We start from the raw sequence: 24,153 nt of genomic DNA on the forward strand, positions 1-24,153 counted from the left end.
TGTGGAGAAGCGAGCGCGATCGGTAAGATCGAAGCGACAGGAATAACGATAAGTCGAGGGGCAGGATGCGCCGTCGCACTTCAGTTCATCGCGCATGGATCGCCGCCGCCCTCTGTGCGCCGTACGCGCTTTCCTTCGGCGCCCCGCCCGGCAACGTTTCCCTCTCCGATCCCGAAGTCGTGCAGGCGATCGCGCCGCTGCCGACGGCCACGCAGGACCTCATACGGCGTCTGCTTTCGGAGCGGCAGAAGCCGGTCGACACGGTCGAGCGGGACGAGACGGGTGACGGCGCGCGGCCGGTTCCGCGGGCCGAAACCGACGACACCGCGCGCTTCAAGGCCGGCGATACCCTTCTCATCCGGTTCGCGCCGGTCGAAAGCGACGCGAAGGAAGTCCCGACGGCGCCGCCGTTTCCGAAAGTGGTGGAGCCGTCCAGGGAAGAAAAGGAGCGGCTCGAGCTGCGCAAGGCTCGACTTCCGAAGCAGCAGACCTTCGTGCTCGATCTGAACGGTGTACTGACACTGCCTCACGTCGGTCGAATTCCGCTCGCCGGGCTCAGCGAGGACGAAGCCGCGGAGCGAATCGCGGCCGAGCCGGAATTCGAGGGTCTCGAGGTGCGCGTGCGTTATCTGCCGGTCGAGAGAGAGCTCCGGCCGTTCGGATACGAGCTCTTCAGCCGCGCGCCCAAGACGTTCGCGCCGGCGACCGACATACCGGTGCCGGCCGATTACGTGCTCGGGCCGGGCGACACCGTCGTGGTTCAGCTTTACGGAAAGGACAACATCGAGCACACGCTTTCGGTGACGCGGGAAGGGGTTCTGCTGTTTCCCGGCATCGGCCCGATCACGGTGGCCGGAAAGAAGTTTTCCCGTCTCCAGAGCGAGCTGCAGGCGCGCGTGCAACGGCAGCTTATCGGAACCCGGGCCGCGGTTTCGCTCGGTCGTCTGCGCTCGATTCGCGTCTTTGTGCTCGGGGATGTGGAGCAGCCCGGTTCCTACACCGTGAGCAGCCTCGCGACCCTGACCAACGCGCTCCTCGTGAGCGGAGGGGTCAGGCCGCACGGCTCGCTCCGTGACGTCCAGCACCGGCGGGGCGGGCAGCTCGTCGGTACGCTCGACCTGTACGACCTCCTGTTGCACGGCGATACCAGCCGCGATGCCCGCCTGCTTCCGGGCGACGTGATCTTCGTGCCTCCGCTCAAACGGACCGTCGGTATATCCGGACGCGTCCGTCGCCCCGCGATTTACGAGATCAAAGGCGAGCGCACGGTCGGGGAACTGATCGCGCTCGCCGGCGGGCTGCTGCCGGACGCCGACCCGCAGAGCGCGCAGCTCGAACGCATCGCCGCGCAAGGCGCGCGCAGGCGCGTCACGCTCGATTTGAGCGCCTCGGTCGGGCGCCAGGAAGCGCTGGAGAACGGCGACGTCGTGCGAGTGCTTCCCGTGCTCGACCGGATCGACAACACGGTCACGCTCACGGGTTACGTCGAGCGCAGCGGCGCCTATGCGTGGCACACGGGCATGCGGCTCAGCGATCTGCTGCCGACCCTGTCGCTGCTCCAGCCCGAGGCCGATCCGCGATTCGTACTGATCGTGCGCGAAGACCCCGCAAACGGGACGCAACTGCGCGGGGCCAGCCTCGCCGAGGCGCTCGCCCACCCGGGCGGCGAGGCCGACGTGATGCTGGCGCCGGGGGACGAGGTGGTGGTCTTCGATCGCCGCGAAGACCGCGCCGCGCTCATTCGTCCGCTGCTCGAGCGCGCGCGTGCGAGCGCGACGCCGGAGCGGCCGAGCCCGGAAGTGGGAATCGAAGGGTCGGTCCACCACGCGGGCCGCTATCCGTGGTCGCCGGGGATGTCCGTGCGCGATCTCCTGAACGCCGCCGGCGGCCTCACCGACCGGGCGCACCTGCTGGAGGCCGAGCTCACGCGTTACGTGCTCCTCGAGGGCCAGGCGCGCGAGCAATCGCGGCGGGTCGTCGACCTGCGCCGGGTCCACGCCGGGAACGAGGCGTTGCGGCTCGAGCCCTACGATCGCCTCGTCGTGCGGCGCGTGCCGCGCTGGCAGGAAGAGGGGGCGGTCGAGATCCTCGGGGAGGTCAAGTTCCCCGGCAAATATCCGATCGCGCCCGGCGAGCGGCTGAGCAGCGTGCTGCGCCGCGCCGGCGGGCTGACCGAGATGGCCTACGCGCGGGCCGCCGTGTTCCTGCGCGAATCCGTCCGGGCGCGCGAGCAGGAGTACCTGGAGCGACTGACGTCCCAGCTGGAGCGGGATCTCGCCCTCGTGAGCCAGGGTGGCCCGGAGATCGGCGTGAGAAAGGAGGCGGCGCTCGCGGAAGGGCAGGCGCTGTTGCGGCAGATGCGAGGGGCGAAGGCAACCGGCCGCATGGTGGTCAAACTCGAGGAGGTGCTGAACGCGCGCGACGATTACGACGTCGTAATGCAGCCGGGGGACCGCCTGGTGGTGCCTCAGCGGCCGGACGAGGTGACGGTGATCGGCGAAGTGTATCACCCGACCTCCCACATCCATGTCGATCGGTATACGCGCGACTCCTACGTGAAATTGAGCGGCGGCGTGACGGAACGCGGCAACCGCCGCGCCGCCTACGTGGTGCACGCCGACGGCTCGGTGAGTCCGCCGGGCGGCTGGTTCGGGGGCGACGTTGCCGTCGGGCCGGGAGATACGGTGATCGTCCCCCTGAAGGTGGACCGCATCAGCAGCCTGAAGATCTTCACCGACGTCAGCACCATCCTGTTCCAGCTCGCGGTGACCGCGGCCGCGCTGGATTCGATCGGCATCCTCTAGGGACGAAGACATGAGCGTCGTCATTCAGCGATCGAGGTCCGGAGCCGCCGACGAACCCGGGTACGATCGTCCGCCCTACCTGCGCGATTACTGGCGGGTCGTGTCCGCGGAACGACGCGCCGCGGTGGCGCTCCTTGCGCTTTGCACGCTTGTCGCGACCGCCGTGGCATTCCTGTGGCCGCCCACGTACGAGGCGGAGGTGCTGCTCGCGCCCGTGCCCCAGTCCCGGGATCAGTCGCTGGGTCTCGGCGGGCAGTTCGCCGATATCGCCACGATGATCGGACTGACGCTCGGCCCGAGAAAGGACCGGACCGCCGAGCACCTGGCGGCCCTGCGATCGCGGTCGCTCGCGATGGGCTTCGTGCAGAAGGAGAGCCTGAGACCGGTGCTGTTCGCGGAGCGATGGGATGCCGGATCCGGCCAATGGAAGGGAGGAGCGCCGACCGACTGGGAGGCTTACGAAAGGTTCGACGAGGACGTGCGGTCCGTGAGCATGGACTGGAAGAGCGGGCTGATCACGTTACGGATCGAGTGGAGCGACCCGGAGACCGCCGCGCGCTGGGCGAACGCCCTGGTTCAATTCGCGAACGAGCGCCTTCGAGCGGATGCGATCGAAGATGCCACGCGTCGGATCGCTTACCTGCAGAAGGAGGTCGCCCGAACCGGAGCGATGGAGGTCCGCCAGGCGATATTTCGTCTCATCGAGGCCGAAACCAAACGCCGAATGATGGCCGCGACGAACGTGGAATACGCGTTCGAGGTCATCGACCCGGCGGTCACGCCCGAAGAGCGCGCCTGGCCGAAACGGGTATTGATGATCGCCACCGGTTTTCTTGTCGGCGTCATGCTGTCCGTGACAGTCGCGTTCGTGCGCCGCGCGTGGTCCGGCCCATGCCCGACGGGGACCGATCCCGCGACCCCGTGGGTCACCGGCAGGACATGATGTTCCGGGACAAAGACGACCCGACCCGGCCGACGGGATGGCGCGAGGGCGCGATCGGAACGGCGGGTGTCAAGATCGCCGGCATGCTCCTCGCGTTCACGACGAGCGTGGTTCTCGCGAACGCGCTGGGGCCGAAGGCGTACGGCGACTTCGCGCTCGTCGTCTCGCTCGCGTTACTGCTGGGCGCGCCATTGGCGCTCGGTCTCGATATTCTTCTGGTTCGCGAGCTGGCCGCCGCCGTGGCGGCCGATGACCGCTCCCGGGTGCACGTCTTGCGTCGGGCCGTGGACCGGTCGGTTGCCGGCGTTTCGTTCGCGACGTCGCTGGCGGCGTCGGTATTGCTGCTTCTGGGACCGTGGCCGCTCACGTCCCACCTGGGCGTGTTGCTATGGGGCGTGGCGCTCCTTCTGCCGGTCTGCGCGCTGCTTCGGACGCAACAGGCATGCATCCAGGGGTTGGGCGGTGTTGCGGCCGGACAGATGCCCCAACTCGTCGTGCTGCCGCTCGCGGTTCTCCTTCTGACGACCCTGTTCCTGACTATCGAGCCGTTGACCGCTCCGGCGGCGGTGCTCATCTACGTCTCCGCCGCCGTGACGGCGTGGCTGGTCGGGCGGCGGTGGCTGCCCCGGACGGAAACGATGCCGGGTCGCACACCTGGAGGGGCGATTCCCGGCCGGGTCGCGGGACCGCTGATCCTGCTTGCGGTGGCGGGGACGGCCCACGACCAGCTTCCGATGGTGATGCTCGGGGCCCTCGCCGACGCCCGGTCTGTCGGCCTCTACGACGTCGCACGGAGAACGGCCTCGTTGCCGTCCTTCGCGCTGGTTGTTCTGAGCATCTCCCTCGCGCCGCGGATCGCCGAGCTTCATACCACCGGCCGGAAGACGGATCTGGCCCGGCTGGTCGCGCGTGCCGCGCCGCCGGCGCTGATCGTCTCGCTCGCCGTCGGCGCAGTCCTGATCGCGTGCGGGGAATCGATACTGTCGTTCTTCGGTGAGGGCTTCGACGCCGTCTACCCGTCGCTCGTCATTCTCACGTTCGGGCAGCTTGTCTACGTGCTGGGCGGCTTCGCCGTGCCGCTGCTCAACATGACGGGGCACGATGCGGACGTCGCATGGAGTTTCCTCGGCGCGGGCGCGCTCAACGCCGGTCTCAGCATGGTCCTGGTCCCGCCGTTCGCCGTGGAGGGTGCGGCGGTGGCAACGACGGTGAGCCTCGGCGCGACGACGTTGTTCCTGACGGCCCGGGTATCCCGCCGTCTGCACATCGGCGTGTGGCCGGTCCGCGCACGCCAACGGGTCTCATGAACGCCGCTGCCGCCGATCTCGTCTGGCGAACGTATCACGCGCTGATGCGCGCAGTCCGGCATCGCGCCTGGATGTGGCGGGCCGTGCGACTGGTGCCGGAGCGGGCGCGTACGGCCGTCTACCGGGCGGTCGAGCAGTACCGGCAGTCCACGCGGGAGATCGATTTCACGGTTGCGCACCCGGTACTGGGGCATCGGATGTTCCTCTGCAGCCGCACGGACCTGGGGCAGCTTTTCGTGAGCGGGGTTTACGAGAAGGACGTCGTTCGGGTGCTCGTCGAAGGCCTCCGTCCGGGTATGACGTTCGTCGACGTGGGTGCCCACGTCGGATTTCACACGGTGATTGCGGCGCGGTCGGTCGGTGCCCGGGGAAAGGTGTACGCGTTCGAGCCGCAACCGGAGGTGCGCAGCCTGTTGGAGCGAAACGTCGCGCAGAACGGCTATCGATCCCGTTGCGAAGTGCTCGGGGTCGCGGTCTCCGATCGACAGGGCACGGGTCGGCTTTACCTCGGGAAGCGCGAACGCGGGCACTCCAGCTTCTACGCGAGCGACCGCACCGCAGAAGCGATTCCAGTGGAAACCACGACGCTCGACCGGTTCTTCGCCGGGCGCGGTTGGCCGCCGGTTCATTGGGTCAAGATGGACATCGAAGGCGCGGAGGCGTTCGCGCTGCGCGGGATGCGCGGACTCGTCGCGCGCAATCCCGCGCTCGCCCTGATCATGGAGTTCGGGGTTCACACCGCGCGTGATGCGGGGTACACGCACGTGCGCCTTGCCCGCCTCCTGCACGGGCTCGGTTTCCGCATCGGGTACTGGATCGAAGCGGGCCTGCGCCGGTTCGAGCTGCCGGTGGAGTGGCCCGCCACGGACTACGGCAACCTGCTGTTCGTGCAGGGCGAAGGGCCGCCGACGTGACGGGCGAGATTCCGATTTCGCTGATTGTCGCCACGGTGAATCGCGTGACACCGCTGCTCGATCTGCTCTCTTCGCTTCGCCAACAGACGTGGCCGTCGTTCGAGGTGGTCATCGTGGATCAGAACAGGGACGACCGTTTGGATCCGGTCCTCGCGCAATTCGGCGATACGCTCGACATCCGCCGTTTGAGGACGCCCGACGAAGGTGCGTCACGTGCGCGCAACATCGGAGCGCGCGCCGCTCGCGGCGGGGTCCTGGCGTTTCCGGATGACGATTGCCGTTATCCGCCGACGCTGCTTCAGCGGGTGATGGGATATCTGCAGGAATCCGGAGCGGACGGCGTGACGGGTTCGGTCACCGACGACCGGGGCAAGACGAGCTCGGGTCGCTGGGATCCCCGCCCGGGACCCATCGACCTGAGGAACGAGTGGACCCGGTCCGCCGAGCCGAGCCTCTTCATCCGTCGCGGCGCGTTCGACGCCGTGGGCGGATTCGACGAAACGCTCGGGCCGGGAGCGGGCACGCCGTGGGGTGCGTGCGAGGGCGATGACCTGATTCTGCGCGCGATCGCGAAAGGTTTTTGCTTCTACTACGAACCTTCCTTTCACGTTCATCACCCGGCGAGAAGCCCGGAAGAGGCAGGCGTGTGCGAGCGCGCGCGGGCGTACGGTCGCGGCATGGGACGGGTAATGCGAAAGCACGGCCTCCCGTTACGGTTCGTGGGGTACTACTGGACCCGCTCCTTCGGCGGTCTGGTCCTGGCCTCTCTCAGAGGCGACTCGGTGCGGCGGCGATACTACGCCGCTACATTGCACGGGCGGATCACGGGATGGCTGGCGAAACCCTGACGCGCGTCCCGCGCCGCCCGGATGCATTCGGCGTGCCGTACCGGCTGGCCGCCCCGCACCTGATCGCGATCTTCTGCTTCGCGCCCCTGCTGGCCGTCTACGCCGCGCTGCCCGACGCCTGGTTCCTCGAAAGCTGGGGCGGTTCCAAGTCGGCGGGCGCGTTCGAGCTGCTGCTTTTCGCGTGTTACCTGGCATTGTTCGCGACGGGCTCGTTCATCGGCGTCCGGATGCCGGTAGGGCGGGGCGGTCCGCTCTCCCCGATGCTGACCGACCCGCCGCGGTGGTACGTCAGGCTGGGGCTGCTCGTTGCCCTCGGTGCCTACGCCTTCTGGTTCGCGCTTTCCATGGATCGATCGGGCGGATTCGAAGCGCTGCTTGCCCGGATGGCGAGCGACCCGTATTACGTGAAAGCGCACCTGATGGAAACGGTGCCGGGGATCACCACCCTGACCCAGGTGGCCGTTCTCGCCGTTCCCTTGATGCTCGTCAGCGGAAAAGGCGGCTCCCTGGATCGACTGTTGATCGTGGCGATCCTGGTCCTGGCGGGCGCGCGGGCGTACCTCCACTCCGAGCGCCTGGCGTTACTGGAGCTCCTTGTCCCCATGGCCTTCCTCTGGGCCTCGGGTCGGAGACTCGGCCGCGCTCCCACTCTCGCGGGGTTCGCTGTCCTGCTCGCCGCCGGCGTCATGCTCTTTGTTGCCTTCGAGGCAACCCGCTCGCTGATCTATCTCGGAATCGAGGGACCGGACGCGGCGGCGGAGTACGGGTTGGTCCGGCTGGTGGGCTATTACCTGACCAGCATCAACAACGGCTTGTTCGTGATTCGCGAAGCCGCCTTCGACACGCCTCTGTACTCCGTGTTGGGAGCCCTTTGGGCGCTTCCCGGTGCCGACGAAATCTACCGCGCCCTGGCGGGTCCGGCACCCGATTACCCTGTCGATCTGATCAACCGGGGGGACCTGAATCCCGAGTTCGGCACGGTCACCGCCCCGGGCAGCTGGGTTGCGGATCTCGGTTGGGTGGGCGCGGGTGTCGCGGCCGCCTTTTTCGGCTGCGTCTCGGGATGGCTCTACCGGCGCGCCCCGCTCACGCCGGTCGCCGCCGCCTGCTATGCCGTCTGGCTGGTCGGACTGCTCGAATTCATGCGCATTCCTTACTTCACGGATACACGGCTGGTGCCCGCTTATCTTTTCCTCGGTGGATTGTTCGTGTTGGGGGCGTTCGAGCGCGTGGCTCGAGCCCGGAGTGGACCGGTGGATCATGGACGAGTCGATCGCAATCAATACGCGCGTAATCCGTAGCGGAGGTAGCAGCGGCGTTCTGCGATACACGCGCGAACTCTCCCGTGCGCTCGCGGGACAGGCCACGGCCGTCGCGCCGACGGGTGCGTTCTCGGGGACCGCCGGCCACCTGTGGGAGCAGCTTTCCCTTCCGCGGCGGGTCGGCCGGGCGCTGCTTTTCAGTCCGTCGAACACGGGGCCGCTGGCGGTCTCGAGGCAGGTCGTGACCATCCATGACTGGGCCGTGATGGATCACCCCGAATGGTTCAGCCCCCGGTTCAGCGCCCTGTATCGCTTCCTGCTGCCTCGGCTGGTTGCGCGCGTGCGGCGCGTGATCACGGTGTCCCGGTTCAGTCGAGAACGCATCCTGGAGGCGACGCGTGTCGACCCCGAGCGCGTCGTTGTGGTACCGAATGCCGTGGGACCGGAGTTCCGCCCGCAGTCCCGGGAGCGGACGGCGAGCATGCGCCGGTCGCTGCGACTCAAGAGCGACCGGTACGTGCTGAGCCTGGGTTCGATCGAGCCGCGCAAGAACATTCCTCGGGTGCTGTCGGCGTGGCGGATGGCGCAACGACAGCTGCCGTCCGACGTCTGGCTGGTCATAGCGGGCGCACCCGGAAGCGCCTCTGTGTTCCGTGCCGTGCCGTTGAATGCGCTGCCCGAGCGCGTCCAGCTCATCGGCCGGGTGCCGGAGGCCGAGCTGCCCGCGCTGTACACCGGCGCCATCGCGTTGGTATATCCGTCGCTCTACGAGGGCTTCGGTCTGCCTCTCCTCGAGGCCATGGCCAGCGGTACGCCGGTGATCGGGTCTTCGCGCGGCGCGATGCCCGAGGTGGTCGAGGCCGCCGGGCTGCTGGTCGACCCACGCGTGCCGGAAGCGATCGCGGAAGCGGTCGTGCGCGTTGTGGTGCGGACCGACCTGTGGAAGACGCTGCGACATCGCGGACTGGAGCGTGCCCGCCGATTCAGCTGGAAGGAGACCGCGAGACAGACGCTTGCGGTACTGCGCGAAGCCGGGAGCGACGCATGACCGCCCGAGCGAGAAAGGTCGCGGTCGTGCACGAATGGTTCGAGACGGTCGCCGGTTCGGAACGGGTGGTGGAGCAGATCTTGCGATGCTATCCGGAGGCCGACGTCTACTGCATCGTCGATTTCCTGTGCGAGAGCGATCGACGGCTCCTGTCCGGGCGGCGCGTCCGAACGTCATTCATCCAACGACTGCCCTTCGCCCGCCGATGTTTCCGGCACTACCTGCCGCTCATGCCGTTCGCGGTGGAACAGTTCGACCTGTCGGCGTACGACATCGTGATCAGCAGCACGCACGCGGTCGCAAAGGGCGTCCTCACCGGCCCCGACCAGCTGCACCTGGCCTACGTGCACTCGCCGATGCGGTACGCCTGGGACATGCAGCATCAGTATCTCCGGGAGTCCAACCTCGTCTGGGGCATTCGCTCGGTATTCGCGCGCGCGATTCTGCACGCCATGCGCACCTGGGATTACCGGACGTCGTGCGGTGTGGACGTTTTCATCGCGAACTCCGCGCACGTCGCCCGCCGGGTACGCAAGTGCTACGGCCGCGAGGCCATGGTCATTCCTCCGCCCGTCGATACCGACACGTTCGCGCTTCGGAACCGAAAGGAGGATTTCTACGTGACCGTCTCCCGGGCGGTGCCTTACAAGCGTCTCGACCTGCTCGTCGAGGCGTTCTCGCGCATGCCAGCCCGGCGCCTGCTCGTGTTGGGACGCGACACGAATTCGGCTTCCCTGCGCAGTAAAGCCGGATCGAACGTCGAGCTTCTGGGTCACCAGCCGATCGACGTCGTGCGGGATTTCCTGCAGCGCGCGCGGGCATTCGTGTACGCGGCGGAAGAGGATTTCGGCATCGCGGTGCTGGAGGCGCAGGCGTGCGGAACGCCCGTGATCGCCTACGGAAAAGGCGGCGTTCGCGAGACGGTGCGAGCGACACCGGCCGAGCGGGCGACGGGGGTGCTCTACGAGGAGCAGAGCGTCGACGCGGTCGTCGCCGCCGTGGACCGATTCGAACGCGAGAGTAGCCGCTTCGATCCGTCCGCCTGTCGGGCGAACGCCGAGCGGTTTACGCAAAGCCGCTTTCGGTCGGACTTCGAGGCCGCGGTGGAAGCCGCCTGGCTCGAGTTGCGGGCGCGCGAGAGGCACGACGGAGCACGGCCTGGCCGGGCGGACGCGGTACGGTACGGGAGAGGATATGGCGTTTGAAGCGGAGCGCGTCCGACGAGTCCCGGAAGCGCGCGCGCACGGCTTCGGCTACGACGCGCACCGCTACGCGATCGCGCCCAGGGCGAGCAGAGACGGGGCGGCGGTCCGGCTTCCCACCGTACTTCCGCCGCGTCGTGCCAGGGCGTCGCGCGGGGCTCGGGTCCTGAAGCGGGTGATGGACATCCTGGGCGCCGTCTTTCTCCTGGTGGTCCTTGCGCCGGTGCTCCTTCACATCGCTCTGCTCGTCAAGCTGGCGGCAGGCGGTCCGGTGCTGTTCCGGCATCCGCGCGTCGGGCGTCACGGAAAAACCTTCGTCTGCTACAAGTTCAGGACCATGATTCGTAACGCCGACGAGGTGCTCGAGGGCATGCTCGCCAGCGATCCGAACGTTCGCGAGGAGTGGAACCGCCACTACAAGCTCAAGTACGATCCGAGGGTCGTGCCGATCGGGCGGATACTCCGGCGAACGAGCCTGGACGAGCTGCCTCAGCTGTTGAACGTGCTGAAGGGGGAGATGAGCCTCGTGGGGCCGCGCCCGATCGTCAGCGGCGAACTGGACCGCTATCGCGAAAACGTGCACCACTATCTGGAAACCGCGCCCGGCCTGACCGGCCTCTGGCAAATCAGCGGTCGCAATGACCTGAGCTACGCGGATCGCGTCTCGCTCGATATCTGGTACTCGAGAAACTGGTCGTTGTGGCTCGACGTGGTCATTCTTTCGAGGACATTCAGGGCGATCGTCTCGAGCCGCGGCGCCTACTGAGATCCAGCGGGTCAGGCCGGCGGGGGCGAATCCGCCAAACGGGCCCGGGCGCGCCGTAGCCCGTCGGGACTCCCGATGTCGAGGTACGGCGTTTCGGAGACCCGAAGGGCGGCGACCCGCAGTCCTGCGTCGATGGCGGCGTGGAGCACCTCGCCGACGTGGAGCTCCTGCCGAATCCGTCCGCGTTGCAGAAGCTGTGCGAGATGCTGATGCATGAACTCCGTGAAGGGCGGGTTCCACACGGCCATGCCCCAGGTGGACGTGAGCGTCGTGTGCAGAGGCTTGATCAGGATCCGGCGGACCAGGCCGGCTTCGGTCTCCACGACATCCATCGCTTGCGGCCGATCGGCAGGAAACAGCCCGAGCACCGCGTCCGCGCCCATGCGGTCCTGGGCCTCGAGCAGCCGTCCGTAGGCGTCCGGCGTGTCGAAGAGAATGTCGGGAAAGCCCAGCGCCACGCGGTGCCCCTTCACGAACGGATAGGCGGCGTCCAGGGTAAAGGGCACGCCGTACGACAGCGAGGCGACGACGTAGGCGATCGACGGTCCGCCCGGCGCCCGCTCCCCGAGATGCGCGGGAATGTCCCACTTGCCTCGCCGTAACACGACGAACGCCCGCGTGATTCCGGCGCTGGCCATACGCGCCAACGTATGCTCGCAGACCGCCCTCGGTTGGGCGCCGCCGGCCGCGCGCCACAGCGGAAGCAGTTCCTTGCTGCAGGGCTGAGGCGCGATGCGCGTCGCGTGTCCGGCTGCCGGCAGGATGCCGATCACGGATTGGCCGGTGGGGCGGGTTGCGGGCATGCAGCCTCCTTTATTTCATCATACTAATAGCGTCGGGCAGGTCTCGCGCAGCGCGCCGGCCGGCGTGTGCTAGGCTTTGAAAAAATACGGAATTTCCAAGGAGCGGGGCGATCCCGAATTCGGACACTGAAGGTGACTAACCCCGTCCTTTCCATCCCGGCCCGCCGGGCTTCCGGCTGGTTGACCGAAACCGACCCCAAGTATGCCCGTGCGTGGCTGGAGTCGCTGCCGCTCGCCGACAGCGCGGAGACCGGCCGGGAAATCTACCAGGCTGTGTACACGCTGAACCGCGTGGAGTTGAACGCCTCGGTCCGTTTTGAACTCATGGAGCTGTACGGTCCGGCGGTCGCGTCCGTCTGCGCCGGCCTGCGCTCGTATCTCGCCCATGAGGTGCCCCCGCTCGGACCGAAGAAGCGGCAGCTTGCGGAATTCCTGCGCCGCTTGCACGTGGAGATGGCGTACGGGTACAAGCTGTGCCTGCACGGCATGCAGAAAGCGCGCTTCCGGATGGGTCGGCGCGCCCGGCTTCTGCGTTCGACGGAGCGGGCGCTGCACCACCTGGGCGAGGTCCTGTTGCGGTCGTATGCCGTCTACATACCTTATCCTGGCGGCACGTGGCGCGAGATCCACGAGCTTTATCGCCTGGCAGAGGCAGCCGGGCTCAGCGAGGAGCAGATACCGGAATCGGACGAGAACGCCGCCGAGCCATCCGTTCCCGTGAGCATACGATCGCGCTACGTGCGCGTGCTTCTGCTTGGGGCGGCGAATCCCTATCAGCTCCCGCAGGGCGTCGCCCAGCAGTTGCAGTCCTTTCTGGCGCGCTGGGCCGACACGGCAGTGCTATCCGCGAGCGTGTCGGTATCCAACCCGGCGGCGCATTTTCTGGTCGAGCTGGACGCCGATTCGCCGCCGCAGCCGTTTCCGAAGCGCGTCGAAGAGAATCGCGACACGGCCAGCCTGCGTGCGCTGAACACGCTCGCGCTCGTACGCACATTGCGGGAGTTCGCCGACCGGCTCGAAAGGGGAGGGGCGGTCGACCGCAGGGAGCTCGGCGTTGACTGTCTCGAGGCCTCCTGTCTGGATTTCATACGCCGCCTCGCGCGGCTCTGGGGGCTGAGCGCCAGGCGCCGGCATGCCCGGCGGCGGCAACGCCGGCCGGTGCTCGTGTGTTCCGGGATCGAGGCGCTGCATTTCTTCGTCAACGGACAACAACCCTTCGATGCCTCGACGGTGGAGTCGTCTTCCGATGCCGAGTTCATCGAGCTCGACCGGCTATCCGGTCTATCGGAGGAGACGGAGACGGAGCAGGCCGCCGGAAACGGCGAACACCATCGCATCGATCGCTGGCAGGTTCGCGACGTCGGGCCCCACGGGATGGCCCTCGCGCGCTATGGGGATGCCCGGATCGGCGTCAAAGTGGGCGATCTGCTCGGGCTCCAGGAGACGGACGATCCGGGTCGATGGCAGGTCGTGGTCGTGCGCTGGATGAAGAGTCCCGAGACGGGAAGCCTGGAGCTCGGCGTCGAGATCCTGTCGGCATCCGCGATTCCGGTTGCGGTTCGCCGTTTGTTCGCCGACGGAAGCGTCGAAACGCCGTATCGCGTCGGTCTGCAGCTGCCGGCCGAACCACGGCTGCGCAGACCGCAGACGCTGCTCGTCACGCGCGGGCTCTTTCTCGAGAAGCGCGATCTGCAGGTGGCGGAGCCGGACGGCGCGGTGCGACGGATACGCCCGCTTCGCCTGCTGGAACGGACCGGCGCGTTCGAGCAGTTCGTCTACGCCGACGTCGCCCGCTAGACGGCCTTCAGCGCACGCCAGTCATCGGGCAGGTGCGCGCGCACTCGCTTCAGGAGTTCTGGGTAGATCTTCGCATTCCCGGCGACGACGTGGCCGGTGCGGAGATGGTCCTGCCCCCCGGATGGATCGCCGATGAACCCGCCGGCCTCCTCGACGAGCAGACACCCGGCGGCCATGTCCCACGCGTGCAGGCCGAACTCCCAGAAGCCGTCGAAGCGCCCGCACGCCACATGGGCGAGATCGAGTGCCGCCGACCCGGCGCGACGCACGCCGCTCACATCCGGTGCGAGGTCCCTGAAGATCCCGACCCACATGTCGAGGAACGCCTGGCCCTTGAAGGGAAAGCCGGTGCCGAGCAGCGCGTGGCGCATATCGTGCGTCTGGCTCACGCGAATGCGCCGCTCGTTGAGCTGTGCGCCCTGACCGCGCGTCGCAGTGAACAGCTCGTTTCGATGCGGGTCGAATACGACGGCCTGCTCGAGGCGGCCCTTGTGCTCGAGCGCTATCGATACCGCGAAGTGCGGATACGAGTGCAGAAAGTTGGTGGTGCCGTCCAGCGGATCGATGATCCAGCAGTAATCGCCCCCGGGGTGGCGGCCCGTTTCTTCCGCCAGGATGGCGTGGTCGGGATAGGCGTGCCGAAGGATGTCGATGATTTCCGCCTCGGCGAAACGGTCCACGTCGCTGACGAAATCGCTGCGTCCCTTGGCCTCGATCTTGAGCCGGTCGGGCCGGTCCAGGTGCCGCATGATGACGCTGCCCGCACGGCGCGCGGCCTTGACCGCCGTGTTGAGCATCGGATGGAGGGCCATGACGTTTCCAAGAGCGCGAAAGCGCGGGATTGTATAAGCTCGGGTGCCGGGATAAAAGCAAAAGCCTCTCGCACGGCGCGCCGATGAACTCCGCAGCGACGCAGATCCGCGTGGTCCTGATACGACCGACACACCCCGGCAACGTCGGGGCCGCCGCACGGGCGCTCAAGAACATGGGTCTCGAGCGGCTTTATGTCGTCGCGCCGGCCGCCTTTCCCCACGTCGAGGCGACGGCCCGGGCGGCCGGAGCCGAAGACCTGCTCGCCGGTGCCGTGCTCAGCCCTGACCTCGACGCCGCACTGGCCGAGTGCCACTATGTGCTGGGCACCAGCGCCCGGCCGCGCCATATCGGGTGGCCGATGCTCGAGCCGGCAGAGGCGGGAACGCGTCTGGTCGACGAGTCGCGGCGCGGACCCGTCGCCCTGCTTTTCGGCCAGGAGCGCTCGGGACTGACGAACGCGGAGCTGGACCGCTGCCACGCGCTCGTGCAGATACCCGCCAACCCGGCGTACCCGTCACTCAATCTCGCCGCCGCGGTGCAGGTTCTGGCCTACGAGATCCGACGCGCCTTGGGACTGCCCGAACAGCCGCGGTCCGAGGAATCGGAAGCACCACCGGCCAGCGCGAACGAGATGGAACACTTTTACCGGCACCTCGAGGAGGTCCTGGTCGACACGGGCTTTCTCGACCCCGCAAACCCGCGCCTCCTCATGCGGCGCCTGCGACGGCTGTTCAACCGTGCACGGCCCGATCAGAATGAGATGGCCATATTGCGGGGGATTCTGTCGGCAGTTCAGCGCGTCACACGCAAATCTTGACAATAACGATCAACGACCAGCCAAATGGCAGCCATGTTCGACGGTCTTCGTGAATATATAAGAAGCGTTTTTCAGCGGGACCCGGCGGCACACTCGACCCTGGAGGTGCTGACGGCGTACCCCGGTGTGCACGCGGTTGCCCTGCACCGGATTTCGCACCGTCTGTGGAACTGGCGGCTAAGATGGCTCGCACGCATGCTCTCCCAGCTCACCCGGTTCCTGACCGGCATTGAGATTCATCCCGGCGCCAAGATTGGGCGCGCACTCTTCATCGATCACGGTATGGGGGTCGTGATCGGCGAGACCGCTGAGATCGGGGACAACTGCACCCTTTACCATGGTGTCACGCTCGGCGGCACCACTTGGCAGCGGGAGAAACGCCACCCGACGCTCGGAAGCAACGTGGTGGTCGGGGCGGGCGCGAAGATCCTCGGCCCCATACGGATCGGCGACAACGCGCGCATCGGCTCCAACTCGGTGGTGGTCAAGGACGTACCGGCGAACGCGACCGTGGTGGGTATCCCCGGACGGGTCATTCAGGAGCGGACCGATGCCCAGACCCGGCAGCGTCAGGCGATGGCGAAGAAGATGGGCTTCGATGCCTACGGCCAGACCCGCCAGATGTCCGATCCGGTCGCGCACGCCATTGATTGCATGCTCGATCACCTCCATGTCATCGACCAGAAGATGAAGAATCTCTCGGAAGCGCTGGAGAAATCAGGGATAAGAGTCAACCTTGAGCTGCCACAACTGGACGTCGAGAGCCTGGAAGAAACCCGGTCCAGTGCAGAGTCGGGCAAGGGATCCGCTACTACTAATGAAGCGAATACGGACAACCGGAAAGCGGGTACCAATAGTTGACTGTGAAGATCAAGATTGTAGAATGGCAACACGTTTACAGCGTGTGGGATTACCCCGATGAAACTCACGACCAAGGGGCGCTACGCGGTCACCGCGATGCTCGATCTGGCGCTCCACTACGAGAAAGGCACGGTCACCCTCGCGGACATTGCCCGCCGCCAGGGCATCTCGCTGTCTTACCTGGAGCAGCTTTTTGCGAAGTTAAGGCGCTGCGGCCTGGTGGATAGCGTACGCGGGCCGGGTGGCGGGTATAACCTCGCCGCGCATCCGTCCAAGATCACGGTCGCGCAGATCGTCGCCGCGATCAACGAGAACATCGACGCGACCCGGTGCGGCGGGGAGCGAAACTGCCAGGGAGACGAAGCCTGCCTGACGCACCAGCTCTGGGAAGAGCTGAGCACCCGGATCTACGAGTTCTTGAACGGGATCACCCTGGCCGAGTTGGTGACCCGACCGCACGTGCAGGAGGTCGCATCGCGCCAGGAAGGCCGCATGCGGGCCGTGGTGTCGCGCTGATCGATTCTCTCGATGCTCACATGAGGCATGTATGGCAATTACCCTGACCGAGAAGGCCGCCGACCGAGTCCGTAGTTTCATCGACAAGCGCGGGAAAGGGGCGGGGCTGCGGCTTGGCGTCAAGAACGTGGGGTGCTCCGGAAAAGCCTACGTGGTCGAGTACGCCGACAGCATCGAGCCGGGCGACCAAGTGTTCGAAAGCCACGGCGTGAAGGTCATCATCAGCGCCACCAACCTGGTGTTTCTGGACGGCACCGAGATCGACTACGAACGCGAGGGTCTGAGCGAGGGTTTCAAGTTCCGGAACCCGAACGAAAAGGCCCGCTGCGGCTGCGGCGAAAGCTTCAGCATCTGATCCACGTCGTCGAGTATTAGCGAATGCTGTTGATCTCGCGCCTAAAACAGTACTAAAATGGTCCGGTTTTATAAGGCGGGGAGAACCGCATGTTGCGCATGAGCAAACTGACCGATTACGGGACGGTTGTCATGACGTTCCTCGCCCGTGAATCGGACCGACTGCACGCGGCGAGCGAGATCGCCGGGCAGATCCAGGTGGCGGCCCCCACCGTGAGCAAGATCCTGAAGATTCTCGCCCGCGAGGGGTTGGTGGTATCGCATCGCGGGGCAAAGGGCGGCTACTCCCTGGCTCGTCCGGCGCGCGAGATTTCCATGGTGGAGATCATCGACGCGCTCGAGGGTCCGGTCGGGCTGACGGAATGCGGGAGCAGCCCCGGGTTGTGCGAGCAGGAATCGTCCTGCTCGGTCCGCGGCAACTGGCAGCGCATCAACGTCGCCGTGCGGCAGGCGCTCGCCGGGGTCACCCTCGCGGAGATGGCTCAACCCACATACGTCGTGCGCCCGCCCGCCCGGCCGGCGCGCGCCGGCGCGCTGTAACGCTACGGAGACGAACATGTCGCTTCCGAACCAACAGATCGAAGACCTCATCCGCCAGGGCTACAAGCACGGCTTCGTCACGGAGCTCGACGCCGATTCCCTGCCTCCGGGACTCAACGAGGACATCATTCGCGCGCTTTCCGCCAAGAAAAACGAGCCGCCGTTCATGCTCGAGTGGCGGCTGAAGGCCTATCGCCACTGGCTCACGATGCAGGAGCCGCGTTGGGCGCACGTGCAGCACGAACCGATCGACTACCAGGCGATCAGCTACTACTCGGCGCCGAAGTCCAAGAAGGACGGGCCGAAGAGCCTCGACGAGGTGGATCCGAAGCTTCTCGAAACCTACGAGAAGCTCGGCATACCGCTCAAGGAGCGGGAGATCCTGGCCGGTGTGGCCGTCGATGCCGTCTTTGACAGCGTGTCGGTCGCGACCACGTTCAAGGACAAGCTCGGCGCGATGGGCATCATTTTCTGCTCCTTCTCGGAAGCGGTGCGCGAGCACCCCGAGCTCGTGCAGAAATACCTCGGTTCGGTGGTTCCGTACACGGACAACTTCTACGCCACGCTGAACTCCGCCGTCTTCAGCGACGGCTCGTTCGTGTACGTGCCGCCGGGCGTGCGCTGTCCCATGGAGCTCTCGACCTACTTCCGCATCAACGCCTCCAAGACGGGCCAGTTCGAACGCACGTTGATCGTCGCGGACGAAGGCGCATACGTGAGCTACCTGGAAGGCTGCACCGCACCCATGCGCGACGAAAATCAGTTGCACGCCGCCGTGGTCGAGCTCGTGGCGCTCAAGGACGCGCACATCAAGTACTCGACAGTGCAGAACTGGTACCCGGGGGACGAGGAAGGGCGGGGCGGCATCTACAACTTCGTCACCAAGCGCGGTGCCTGCCGCGGCGCGAACGCGCGCATCTCGTGGACACAGGTGGAGACCGGTTCGGCCATCACCTGGAAGTACCCGAGCGTCATTCTCGAGGGCGACAACTCGGTCGGAGAGTTCTATTCGGTGGCGCTCACGAATCACCGCCAGCAGGCCGACACCGGCACCAAGATGATCCACATCGGCAGGAATACGAGCAGCACCATCGTCTCGAAGGGCATCTCCGCGGGGCGGGGCCAGAACGCGTACCGTGGGCTCGTGAAGGTCCTGAAGGGCGCGCGTAACGCGCGTAACTACACGCAATGCGACTCGCTGCTGATGGGCGACAAGTGCGGCGCCCACACCTTTCCCTACATCGAGGTGAAGAACCCGACGGCGCGCGTCGAGCACGAGGCCACGACGTCCAAGATCAGCGAGGACCAGCTTTTCTATCTGCAGAGTCGCGGGCTTTCGACCGAGGACGCGGTGTCGATGGTCGTGAACGGCTTTTGCAAGGAAGTCTTCAAGGAGCTTCCGATGGAGTTCGCCGTCGAGGCGCAGAAGCTCCTCGGAGTGAGTCTCGAGGGCGCAGTCGGTTAACGAAAAGAGATTCGACGAGGGTAGAGCGAATGCTGTCGATCAAGAACCTGCACGTCAACGTGGACGGCAAGCCCATTCTCAAGGGCATCGACCTCGAGATCCGTTCGGGCGAGGTGCACGCGATCATGGGGCCGAACGGGTCCGGCAAGAGCACGCTCGCGAACGTGCTGGCGGGGCGTGAAAACTACGAAGTCACCGACGGCGAAGTGCTGTATCAGGGGAAGAATCTGCTGGAGCTGGCCCCCGAGGAGCGTGCGCGCGAGGGGGTGTTTCTCGCATTCCAGTACCCGGTCGAAATCCCGGGCGTCAGCAACATCTACCTGCTCAAGGCCGCGCTCAACGCGGTTCGCAAGCACCGCGGGCTCGACGAGCTCGACGCGATGGATTTCCTCGCGTTCATCAAGGAGAAAATGAAGCTCGTGGAGATGAAGGAGGACTTCATCTACCGCTCGGTGAACGAGGGTTTCTCGGGCGGCGAAAAGAAGCGCAACGAGATCCTGCAGATGGCCGTGCTCGAGCCGAAGCTGGCGCTCCTCGACGAAACGGACTCCGGCCTCGACATCGATGCCCTGAAGATCGTGGCGAATGGCGTGAACGCGCTGCGCGGCCCGGAGCGCGCGATCGTGATGGTCACGCACTACCAGCGCCTGCTCAACTACGTGGTTCCCGACAAGGTCCACGTGCTCGCGCGCGGTCGAATCGCAAAGTCGGGCGGCAAAGATCTGGCGCTCGAGCTCGAGCGGCGCGGCTATGGCTGGATCGAATCCGAAGCGCGCGCCTGAGGGAGCCATGAACGCGATCGTCGATAGCAAGAGCAACTATCTCGACGCCATCGCCGCCGGGCGGGGCAGCGCGCCCGGCCACGCGGTGCCGTGGGTGCGCGCCTTGCGCGAGCACGCGGCGATGCAGTTCGAAGCACAGGGGTTTCCGACGGCGCGCGATGAGGCGTGGAAGTACACCAACGTCGCCCCGCTGGTCCGGCAGGCGTACGCGCCGGCGAGCGGGGTCGCCGACGTACCCACGGACGTGAACCAGATCGTCTTTCCCGGGCTGGAGGCGTATCGGCTGGTCTTCGTCGACGGACGCTACGCCCCGGCCCTGTCGACGCCCGTCTCGGTAGCGGGCGTCGAGGCGGGGTCCCTCGCGGACGCGCTCGAGCGGCGCAGCGATGCGCTGGAGCCGTACCTGGGCCGGATTGCATCCCTGGAAAGGCACCCGTTTGCCGCGCTCAACACGGCGTTCCTGGCAGACGGCGCGTGGCTGCGTCTCGCGGCCGGGGCGGTCGTGGAGCGACCGATCCATCTGGTCTTCCTCGCGACCGGCGGGCAGGTGCTTGCCCTGCCGCATAACCTGATCGTGCTGGAAGAGGGCGCGCAGGCCACTGTGATCGAGCACTATTTCGCCCTGAGCGACGGGCGGTATTTCACCAACGCGCTTACGGAAACGTCGCTCGAGAAGGACGCCCGGCTCGAGCACTACCGGGTGCAGCAGGAAGGCGGTCAGGCCTACCACATCGGGGGCGTGCACGTGCAACAGCGCCGCGCGAGCCGGTTCGTCGCCCACGCGATCGATCTCGGCGGTTTGCTGGTGCGCAACGACCTGCGCGCGGTGCTCGCTGCAGAGCACGCCGAGTGCGCCTTGAATGGGCTGTACGTGCTCGACGGCCGGCAGCACGTCGACAACCACACCCTCATCGATCATGCGAAGCCGCACGGGACGAGCAGCGAGTATTACAAGGGCGTGCTCGACGGTCGTTCGCGCGCGGTCTTCAACGGCCGCGTGATCGTTCAGCCGGACGCACAACATACCGACGCCCGGCAGATGAACAACAACCTGCTGCTCTCCGAGGACGCGGAGGTCGACACCAAGCCAGAGCTCGAAATCTACGCCGACGACGTGAAGTGCAGCCACGGTGCGACGGTCGGGCAGCTCGACGCGGACGCGCTCTTCTATCTGCGCTCGCGTGCAATCGAGGAAAGCGCCGCGCGCGACCTGCTGACCTATGCGTTCGCCAACGACATCTTGAGCCGTTTTCGACTCCAGCCGATTCGCCACGAGCTCGAACGGAAGCTGACCGCACGGCTGTTGCACGGGCGGGAGATCAAGGAACTGGAGCTGGTATGAGCACCGCCCCCGAAAGGACCGCCCGGACTTACGCGCCCGCGCCGGTCGCCTTCGACGTGGAACGGGTGCGCCGCGATTTCCCCGCGCTGCATCAACGTGTGCGCAACAGGCCGCTGGTGTATCTCGACAACGCGGCGACCACCCAGAAGCCGCAGGGCGTCATCGACGCGCTCGAACATTACTACCGCTTCGACAACGCGAACGTGCACCGCGGCGTCCATACCCTGAGCGAGCGGGCGACGGCGGCTTACGAAGGAGCCCGCGAGAAGGTACGCGCGTTCCTAAACGCGCGCTCCACGAAGGAGATCGTGTTCACGCGCGGAACGACCGAAGCGATCAACCTGGTGGCGGCGAGCTGGGGTAGGGCCAATCTGCGCGCGGGTGACGAGGTGCTGATCACGGAGATGGAGCACCATTCGAACATCGTGCCATGGCAGATGCTGTGCGAGCAGACCGGGGCCACGCTCAAGGTCGCGCCCATCACGGACGAGGGCGAGCTGATTCTGGAACGGTTCGACGCGCTGTTGAGCGAGCGCACGCGGCTCGTCGGTGTCGTCCACTGCTCGAACGCTCTCGGGACCATCAATCCGATCGAGCGCATCATCGAGCGGGCCCACGCCGCCGGCGCCGTGGTGCTCCTCGACGGCGCACAATCGGTCGCGCATCTCGCCGTGGACGTGCAGAAGCTCGGGTGCGATTTCTTTGCGTTCTCCGGACACAAGCTCTACGGGCCGACCGGGATCGGCGTGCTGTACGGAAGGGAGAAGCACCTCGCCGCCATGCCGCCCTACCAGGGCGGTGGCGAGATGATCAAGTTCGTGAGCTTCGACAGGACGGTGTACAACGACCTGCCGTACAGGTTCGAGGCGGGGACGCCCCACATCAGCGGGGCGATCGGGCTCGGCGCGGCGATCGACTACGTAAAGGGGCTCGGCCTGGAGTCGATCGCGGCATACGAGCACGAGCTGCTCGGCTACGCGACGGAGGCGCTGACCGCGGTGTCCGGCCTGCGGTTGATCGGGACGGCAAGGGAAAAGGCGAGCATCCTTTCGTTCGCGCTGGAGCGCATCCACCCGCACGACGTCGGCAGCATACTGGATCACGAGGGCGTGGCGATTCGGGCGGGCCACCACTGCGCGATGCCGGTCATGCAGCATTATTGCGTGCCCGCGACGGCACGCGCGTCGCTCGCGATGTACAACACACGAGCCGACATCGATGCGCTCGTCCGGGCGATCCATCGCGTGAAGGAGGTCTTTCGGTGAGCGACCTGCGCTCGTTGTACGAGGAAGTGATCCTCGACCACAACCGACGGCCGCGAAATTTTCTCTACAGGCCGGAGGGTGCGAATCGCCACGCCCACGGGTACAACCCGCTGTGCGGCGACGATTTTACCGTGAGCCTCCGCGTCGAGGACGGCGTCATCCGAGACGTGGGATTCGAGGGCGCCGGCTGCGCGATTTCGACGGCATCCGCCTCCCTCATGACCGAAGCGATCAAAGGCAAGAGAATAGAAGAAGTAGAGCGGCTGTTCGAGAACGTGCACGAGTTGTTGACCAGGGACGGGGAGCCCGCGGATCTCGGAAAGCTCCGGGTTCTCGCCGGAGTTCGCGAGTATCCCGCGCGCGTCAAATGCGCGACGCTCGCGTGGCACACGCTGCACGCGGCATTGCAGAACGTCCCGGACACGGTCACGACGGAGTAGGCAATCATGGCCGACGAACCGCGCGGTATCGATCTGAGGCCCCTGGACGATCCACCGCATGGGGCGGAAGACCTGCGGGAGCGAGTCGTCGAGGCGTTGCGGTCGGTGTACGACCCCGAGATCCCGGTCAATATCTACGATCTCGGGCTCATTTATCGCCTGGACATCGATTCGGAAGGCAAGGTCGTGATCGACATGACCCTCACGGCGCCGGGATGTCCGGTCGCACAGACCTTTCCTTGCACGGTCGAGTGCGCCGTCAAGGCGGTGGAGGGCGTGAAGGATGCCCGGGTCGAGCTGGTGTGGGACCCGCCCTGGAGCCGCGACCGGATGTCGGAGGCGGCGTTGCTGCAGCTTGGAATGCTCTGATCGCCATGTCGGACTGGCAGGACGTGGCCCCGACCGACGAGCTTCTCCCCGGCACGCACCGCGTTGTCGACGTGGAGGGAACCCAGGTGGCGGTATTCAACCTCGACGGCGAATACTACGCGATCGAGGACGTCTGCACGCACGACGGAGGCGTGCTCACGGGTGGAAGCGTGGAGGGGGAGGAGATTGTCTGCCCCCGTCACGGAGCCCGTTTCTCCATAAAGACCGGCGCGGTGCTGGCGCCGCCCGCTTACGAGCCCATTCACTCCTTCCCGGTCCGCGTTCAGGACGGGCGCGTCCAGGTGCGCGACGATCGCTGGGATTGAGTGCCCGGCGACCCCCGCCGTCGCATTGTCGGTACGGTAGCAAGAAGCTACACTATGGGCGGGAATTAAAGAAGAAAGTCCCGCAGAATCCCGGACTTGTCTCGTTCTCCTCAGGCCCAAGGTGGAGCTCCATGGCGGTCGAACGCACGCTCTCGATTATCAAGCCGGACGCGGTGGCGCGTAACCAGATCGGCGCGATCTGCGCCCGCCTGGAGAAGGCCGGCTTGCGCATTGTTGCGGCCAAGATGCTGCACCTCGATCAGCAGCAAGCGGAGGGCTTCTATGCGGTGCACCGGGACCGGCCATTCTTCCGCGATCTCGTCAAATTCATGACCTCGGGACCCGTCCTCGTGCAGGTGCTCGAAGGGGAGAGCGCGATCGCGCGCAACCGGGAGATCATGGGCGCGACCGACCCCAAGAAGGCATCCCCGGGCACGATCCGCGCCGACTTCGCGACGAACGTCGAGGAGAACGCCGTTCACGGGTCGGATGCTCCGGAGACGGCAAAGAAGGAGATCGCTTACTTCTTCCGTGACGACGAGCTCTGCGCCCGTACCCGCTGAGGCTCA

General features: G+C 66.3%; 25 protein-coding genes. 23 read left to right on the forward strand and 2 right to left on the reverse strand.

Features of this window, described 5'->3' with window-relative positions; genetic code table 11:
* Positions 1 to 65 precede the first annotated feature (65 nt).
* From SVA_RS07600 to SVA_RS07640, 9 genes are read left to right on the forward strand one after another with little or no spacing between them, the layout of a single operon-like run.
* Positions 66 to 2,804, forward strand: coding sequence for an SLBB domain-containing protein (locus tag SVA_RS07600; protein ID WP_096460662.1), 2,739 nt, complete (start codon positions 66 to 68; stop codon positions 2,802 to 2,804).
* Positions 2,805 to 2,814: 10 nt separating this feature from the next.
* Positions 2,815 to 3,747, forward strand: a complete 933-nt coding sequence (locus tag SVA_RS07605; protein WP_096460663.1) for a GNVR domain-containing protein — start codon at positions 2,815 to 2,817, stop codon at positions 3,745 to 3,747.
* Positions 3,726 to 5,054 (forward strand): lipopolysaccharide biosynthesis protein, encoded by a 1,329-nt coding sequence (locus tag SVA_RS07610; protein WP_169924017.1) that lies wholly within the window; start codon positions 3,726 to 3,728, stop codon positions 5,052 to 5,054. The genes SVA_RS07605 and SVA_RS07610 overlap by 22 nt, the downstream gene beginning before the upstream one ends.
* Positions 5,051 to 5,968: an FkbM family methyltransferase gene (locus SVA_RS07615; protein WP_096460665.1), complete on the forward strand. Its 918-nt coding sequence runs from the start codon at positions 5,051 to 5,053 to the stop codon at positions 5,966 to 5,968. Before SVA_RS07610 ends, SVA_RS07615 begins: the two co-directional genes overlap by 4 nt.
* Positions 5,965 to 6,816: a glycosyltransferase family 2 protein gene (locus tag SVA_RS07620; protein ID WP_169924018.1), complete on the forward strand. Its 852-nt coding sequence runs from the start codon at positions 5,965 to 5,967 to the stop codon at positions 6,814 to 6,816. The genes SVA_RS07615 and SVA_RS07620 overlap by 4 nt, the downstream gene beginning before the upstream one ends.
* Complete coding sequence (locus tag SVA_RS19425) at positions 6,798 to 8,117, forward strand: O-antigen polymerase (RefSeq protein ID WP_148665411.1); 1,320 nt, start codon at positions 6,798 to 6,800, stop codon at positions 8,115 to 8,117. Before SVA_RS07620 ends, SVA_RS19425 begins: the two co-directional genes overlap by 19 nt.
* Complete coding sequence (locus SVA_RS07630) at positions 8,077 to 9,126, forward strand: glycosyltransferase family 4 protein (protein WP_096460668.1); 1,050 nt, start codon at positions 8,077 to 8,079, stop codon at positions 9,124 to 9,126. The genes SVA_RS19425 and SVA_RS07630 overlap by 41 nt, the downstream gene beginning before the upstream one ends.
* A complete protein-coding gene (locus SVA_RS07635; protein ID WP_096460669.1) occupies positions 9,123 to 10,331 on the forward strand; it encodes a glycosyltransferase family 4 protein in 1,209 nt (402 codons plus the stop codon). The genes SVA_RS07630 and SVA_RS07635 overlap by 4 nt, the downstream gene beginning before the upstream one ends.
* A complete protein-coding gene (locus SVA_RS07640; protein WP_096460670.1) occupies positions 10,321 to 11,094 on the forward strand; it encodes a sugar transferase in 774 nt (257 codons plus the stop codon). The genes SVA_RS07635 and SVA_RS07640 overlap by 11 nt, the downstream gene beginning before the upstream one ends.
* Before the next feature lie 11 nt (positions 11,095 to 11,105).
* Here SVA_RS07640 and SVA_RS07645 read toward each other — a convergent pair whose 3' ends face one another.
* A complete protein-coding gene (locus tag SVA_RS07645; protein ID WP_148665412.1) occupies positions 11,106 to 11,897 on the reverse strand; it encodes a nucleotidyltransferase family protein in 792 nt (263 codons plus the stop codon).
* Positions 11,898 to 12,029: 132 nt separating this feature from the next.
* On the opposite strand from SVA_RS07645, the gene SVA_RS07650 reads away from it, so the two are divergent.
* Positions 12,030 to 13,694 (forward strand): hypothetical protein, encoded by a 1,665-nt coding sequence (locus SVA_RS07650; protein WP_148665413.1) that lies wholly within the window; start codon positions 12,030 to 12,032, stop codon positions 13,692 to 13,694.
* Here SVA_RS07650 and SVA_RS07655 read toward each other — a convergent pair.
* Entirely contained in the window at positions 13,691 to 14,506 is an 816-nt protein-coding gene (locus tag SVA_RS07655; protein WP_096460673.1) for an inositol monophosphatase family protein, read from the reverse strand. The two genes, SVA_RS07650 and SVA_RS07655, sit on opposite strands and share 4 nt — an antisense overlap.
* A gap of 83 nt (positions 14,507 to 14,589) precedes the next feature.
* Between SVA_RS07655 and SVA_RS07660 the strand changes: the two genes are divergently transcribed.
* From SVA_RS07660 to ndk, 13 genes are all read left to right on the forward strand, one after another.
* The gene (locus SVA_RS07660) at positions 14,590 to 15,324 is read left to right on the forward strand and encodes an RNA methyltransferase (protein ID WP_096460674.1); all 735 of its coding nucleotides are present in this window, start codon (positions 14,590 to 14,592) and stop codon (positions 15,322 to 15,324) included.
* 33 nt (positions 15,325 to 15,357) lie between these two features.
* On the forward strand, positions 15,358 to 16,185 hold the full coding sequence (gene cysE / locus SVA_RS07665) for a serine O-acetyltransferase (RefSeq protein ID WP_096462867.1): 828 nt from the start codon (positions 15,358 to 15,360) through the stop codon (positions 16,183 to 16,185).
* A gap of 57 nt (positions 16,186 to 16,242) precedes the next feature.
* Positions 16,243 to 16,701, forward strand: coding sequence for a Fe-S cluster assembly transcriptional regulator IscR (gene iscR / locus SVA_RS07670; protein ID WP_096460675.1), 459 nt, complete (start codon positions 16,243 to 16,245; stop codon positions 16,699 to 16,701).
* Between the two features lie 31 nt (positions 16,702 to 16,732).
* The gene (iscA, locus tag SVA_RS07675) at positions 16,733 to 17,056 is read left to right on the forward strand and encodes an iron-sulfur cluster assembly protein IscA (protein ID WP_096460676.1); all 324 of its coding nucleotides are present in this window, start codon (positions 16,733 to 16,735) and stop codon (positions 17,054 to 17,056) included.
* A gap of 98 nt (positions 17,057 to 17,154) precedes the next feature.
* Positions 17,155 to 17,595, forward strand: coding sequence for an SUF system Fe-S cluster assembly regulator (locus SVA_RS07680; protein ID WP_197703420.1), 441 nt, complete (start codon positions 17,155 to 17,157; stop codon positions 17,593 to 17,595).
* A gap of 16 nt (positions 17,596 to 17,611) precedes the next feature.
* Positions 17,612 to 19,060 carry a Fe-S cluster assembly protein SufB gene (gene sufB, locus SVA_RS07685; RefSeq protein ID WP_096460678.1) on the forward strand — a complete coding sequence of 483 codons (1,449 nt, stop codon included), beginning with the start codon at positions 17,612 to 17,614 and terminating at the stop codon, positions 19,058 to 19,060.
* Positions 19,061 to 19,089: 29 nt separating this feature from the next.
* A complete protein-coding gene (gene sufC / locus SVA_RS07690; RefSeq protein WP_096460679.1) occupies positions 19,090 to 19,842 on the forward strand; it encodes a Fe-S cluster assembly ATPase SufC in 753 nt (250 codons plus the stop codon).
* Positions 19,843 to 19,849: 7 nt separating this feature from the next.
* A complete protein-coding gene (gene sufD, locus SVA_RS07695) occupies positions 19,850 to 21,184 on the forward strand; it encodes a Fe-S cluster assembly protein SufD (protein WP_096460680.1) in 1,335 nt (444 codons plus the stop codon).
* Positions 21,181 to 22,449, forward strand: a complete 1,269-nt coding sequence (locus tag SVA_RS07700; protein ID WP_096460681.1) for a cysteine desulfurase — start codon at positions 21,181 to 21,183, stop codon at positions 22,447 to 22,449. Before sufD ends, SVA_RS07700 begins: the two co-directional genes overlap by 4 nt.
* Positions 22,446 to 22,889, forward strand: coding sequence for a Fe-S cluster assembly sulfur transfer protein SufU (gene sufU, locus SVA_RS07705; RefSeq protein ID WP_096460682.1), 444 nt, complete (start codon positions 22,446 to 22,448; stop codon positions 22,887 to 22,889). Before SVA_RS07700 ends, sufU begins: the two co-directional genes overlap by 4 nt.
* 6 nt (positions 22,890 to 22,895) lie before the next feature.
* Positions 22,896 to 23,258: an SUF system Fe-S cluster assembly protein gene (locus SVA_RS07710; protein ID WP_096460683.1), complete on the forward strand. Its 363-nt coding sequence runs from the start codon at positions 22,896 to 22,898 to the stop codon at positions 23,256 to 23,258.
* Between the two features lie 5 nt (positions 23,259 to 23,263).
* The gene (locus SVA_RS07715) at positions 23,264 to 23,584 is read left to right on the forward strand and encodes a Rieske (2Fe-2S) protein (RefSeq protein WP_096460684.1); all 321 of its coding nucleotides are present in this window, start codon (positions 23,264 to 23,266) and stop codon (positions 23,582 to 23,584) included.
* A 131-nt stretch (positions 23,585 to 23,715) separates the two neighbouring features.
* Positions 23,716 to 24,147 carry a nucleoside-diphosphate kinase gene (ndk, locus tag SVA_RS07720; RefSeq protein ID WP_096460685.1) on the forward strand — a complete coding sequence of 144 codons (432 nt, stop codon included), beginning with the start codon at positions 23,716 to 23,718 and terminating at the stop codon, positions 24,145 to 24,147.
* Positions 24,148 to 24,153: the final 6 nt, after the last annotated feature.

It is taken from the genome of Sulfurifustis variabilis, assembly GCF_002355415.1.
In the GTDB taxonomy this organism is placed as follows: Bacteria; Pseudomonadota; Gammaproteobacteria; order Acidiferrobacterales; family Sulfurifustaceae; genus Sulfurifustis; species Sulfurifustis variabilis.

Coding starts and splice junctions, on each gene's coding strand:
- SVA_RS07600 (WP_096460662.1), top strand. CDS start 66: ATGCGCCGTCGCACTTCAGTTCATCGCGCATGGATCGCCGCCGCCCTC.
- SVA_RS07605 (WP_096460663.1), top strand. CDS start 2,815: ATGAGCGTCGTCATTCAGCGATCGAGGTCCGGAGCCGCCGACGAACCC.
- SVA_RS07615 (WP_096460665.1), top strand. CDS start 5,051: ATGAACGCCGCTGCCGCCGATCTCGTCTGGCGAACGTATCACGCGCTG.
- SVA_RS19425 (WP_148665411.1), top strand. CDS start 6,798: ATGGCTGGCGAAACCCTGACGCGCGTCCCGCGCCGCCCGGATGCATTC.
- SVA_RS07630 (WP_096460668.1), top strand. CDS start 8,077: ATGGACGAGTCGATCGCAATCAATACGCGCGTAATCCGTAGCGGAGGT.
- SVA_RS07635 (WP_096460669.1), top strand. CDS start 9,123: ATGACCGCCCGAGCGAGAAAGGTCGCGGTCGTGCACGAATGGTTCGAG.
- SVA_RS07640 (WP_096460670.1), top strand. CDS start 10,321: ATGGCGTTTGAAGCGGAGCGCGTCCGACGAGTCCCGGAAGCGCGCGCG.
- SVA_RS07645 (WP_148665412.1), bottom strand. CDS start 11,897: ATGCCCGCAACCCGCCCCACCGGCCAATCCGTGATCGGCATCCTGCCG.
- SVA_RS07655 (WP_096460673.1), bottom strand. CDS start 14,506: ATGGCCCTCCATCCGATGCTCAACACGGCGGTCAAGGCCGCGCGCCGT.
- SVA_RS07660 (WP_096460674.1), top strand. CDS start 14,590: ATGAACTCCGCAGCGACGCAGATCCGCGTGGTCCTGATACGACCGACA.
- cysE (WP_096462867.1), top strand. CDS start 15,358: ATGTTCGACGGTCTTCGTGAATATATAAGAAGCGTTTTTCAGCGGGAC.
- iscR (WP_096460675.1), top strand. CDS start 16,243: ATGAAACTCACGACCAAGGGGCGCTACGCGGTCACCGCGATGCTCGAT.
- iscA (WP_096460676.1), top strand. CDS start 16,733: ATGGCAATTACCCTGACCGAGAAGGCCGCCGACCGAGTCCGTAGTTTC.
- SVA_RS07680 (WP_197703420.1), top strand. CDS start 17,155: ATGAGCAAACTGACCGATTACGGGACGGTTGTCATGACGTTCCTCGCC.
- sufB (WP_096460678.1), top strand. CDS start 17,612: ATGTCGCTTCCGAACCAACAGATCGAAGACCTCATCCGCCAGGGCTAC.
- sufC (WP_096460679.1), top strand. CDS start 19,090: ATGCTGTCGATCAAGAACCTGCACGTCAACGTGGACGGCAAGCCCATT.
- sufD (WP_096460680.1), top strand. CDS start 19,850: ATGAACGCGATCGTCGATAGCAAGAGCAACTATCTCGACGCCATCGCC.
- SVA_RS07700 (WP_096460681.1), top strand. CDS start 21,181: ATGAGCACCGCCCCCGAAAGGACCGCCCGGACTTACGCGCCCGCGCCG.
- SVA_RS07710 (WP_096460683.1), top strand. CDS start 22,896: ATGGCCGACGAACCGCGCGGTATCGATCTGAGGCCCCTGGACGATCCA.
- SVA_RS07715 (WP_096460684.1), top strand. CDS start 23,264: ATGTCGGACTGGCAGGACGTGGCCCCGACCGACGAGCTTCTCCCCGGC.
- ndk (WP_096460685.1), top strand. CDS start 23,716: ATGGCGGTCGAACGCACGCTCTCGATTATCAAGCCGGACGCGGTGGCG.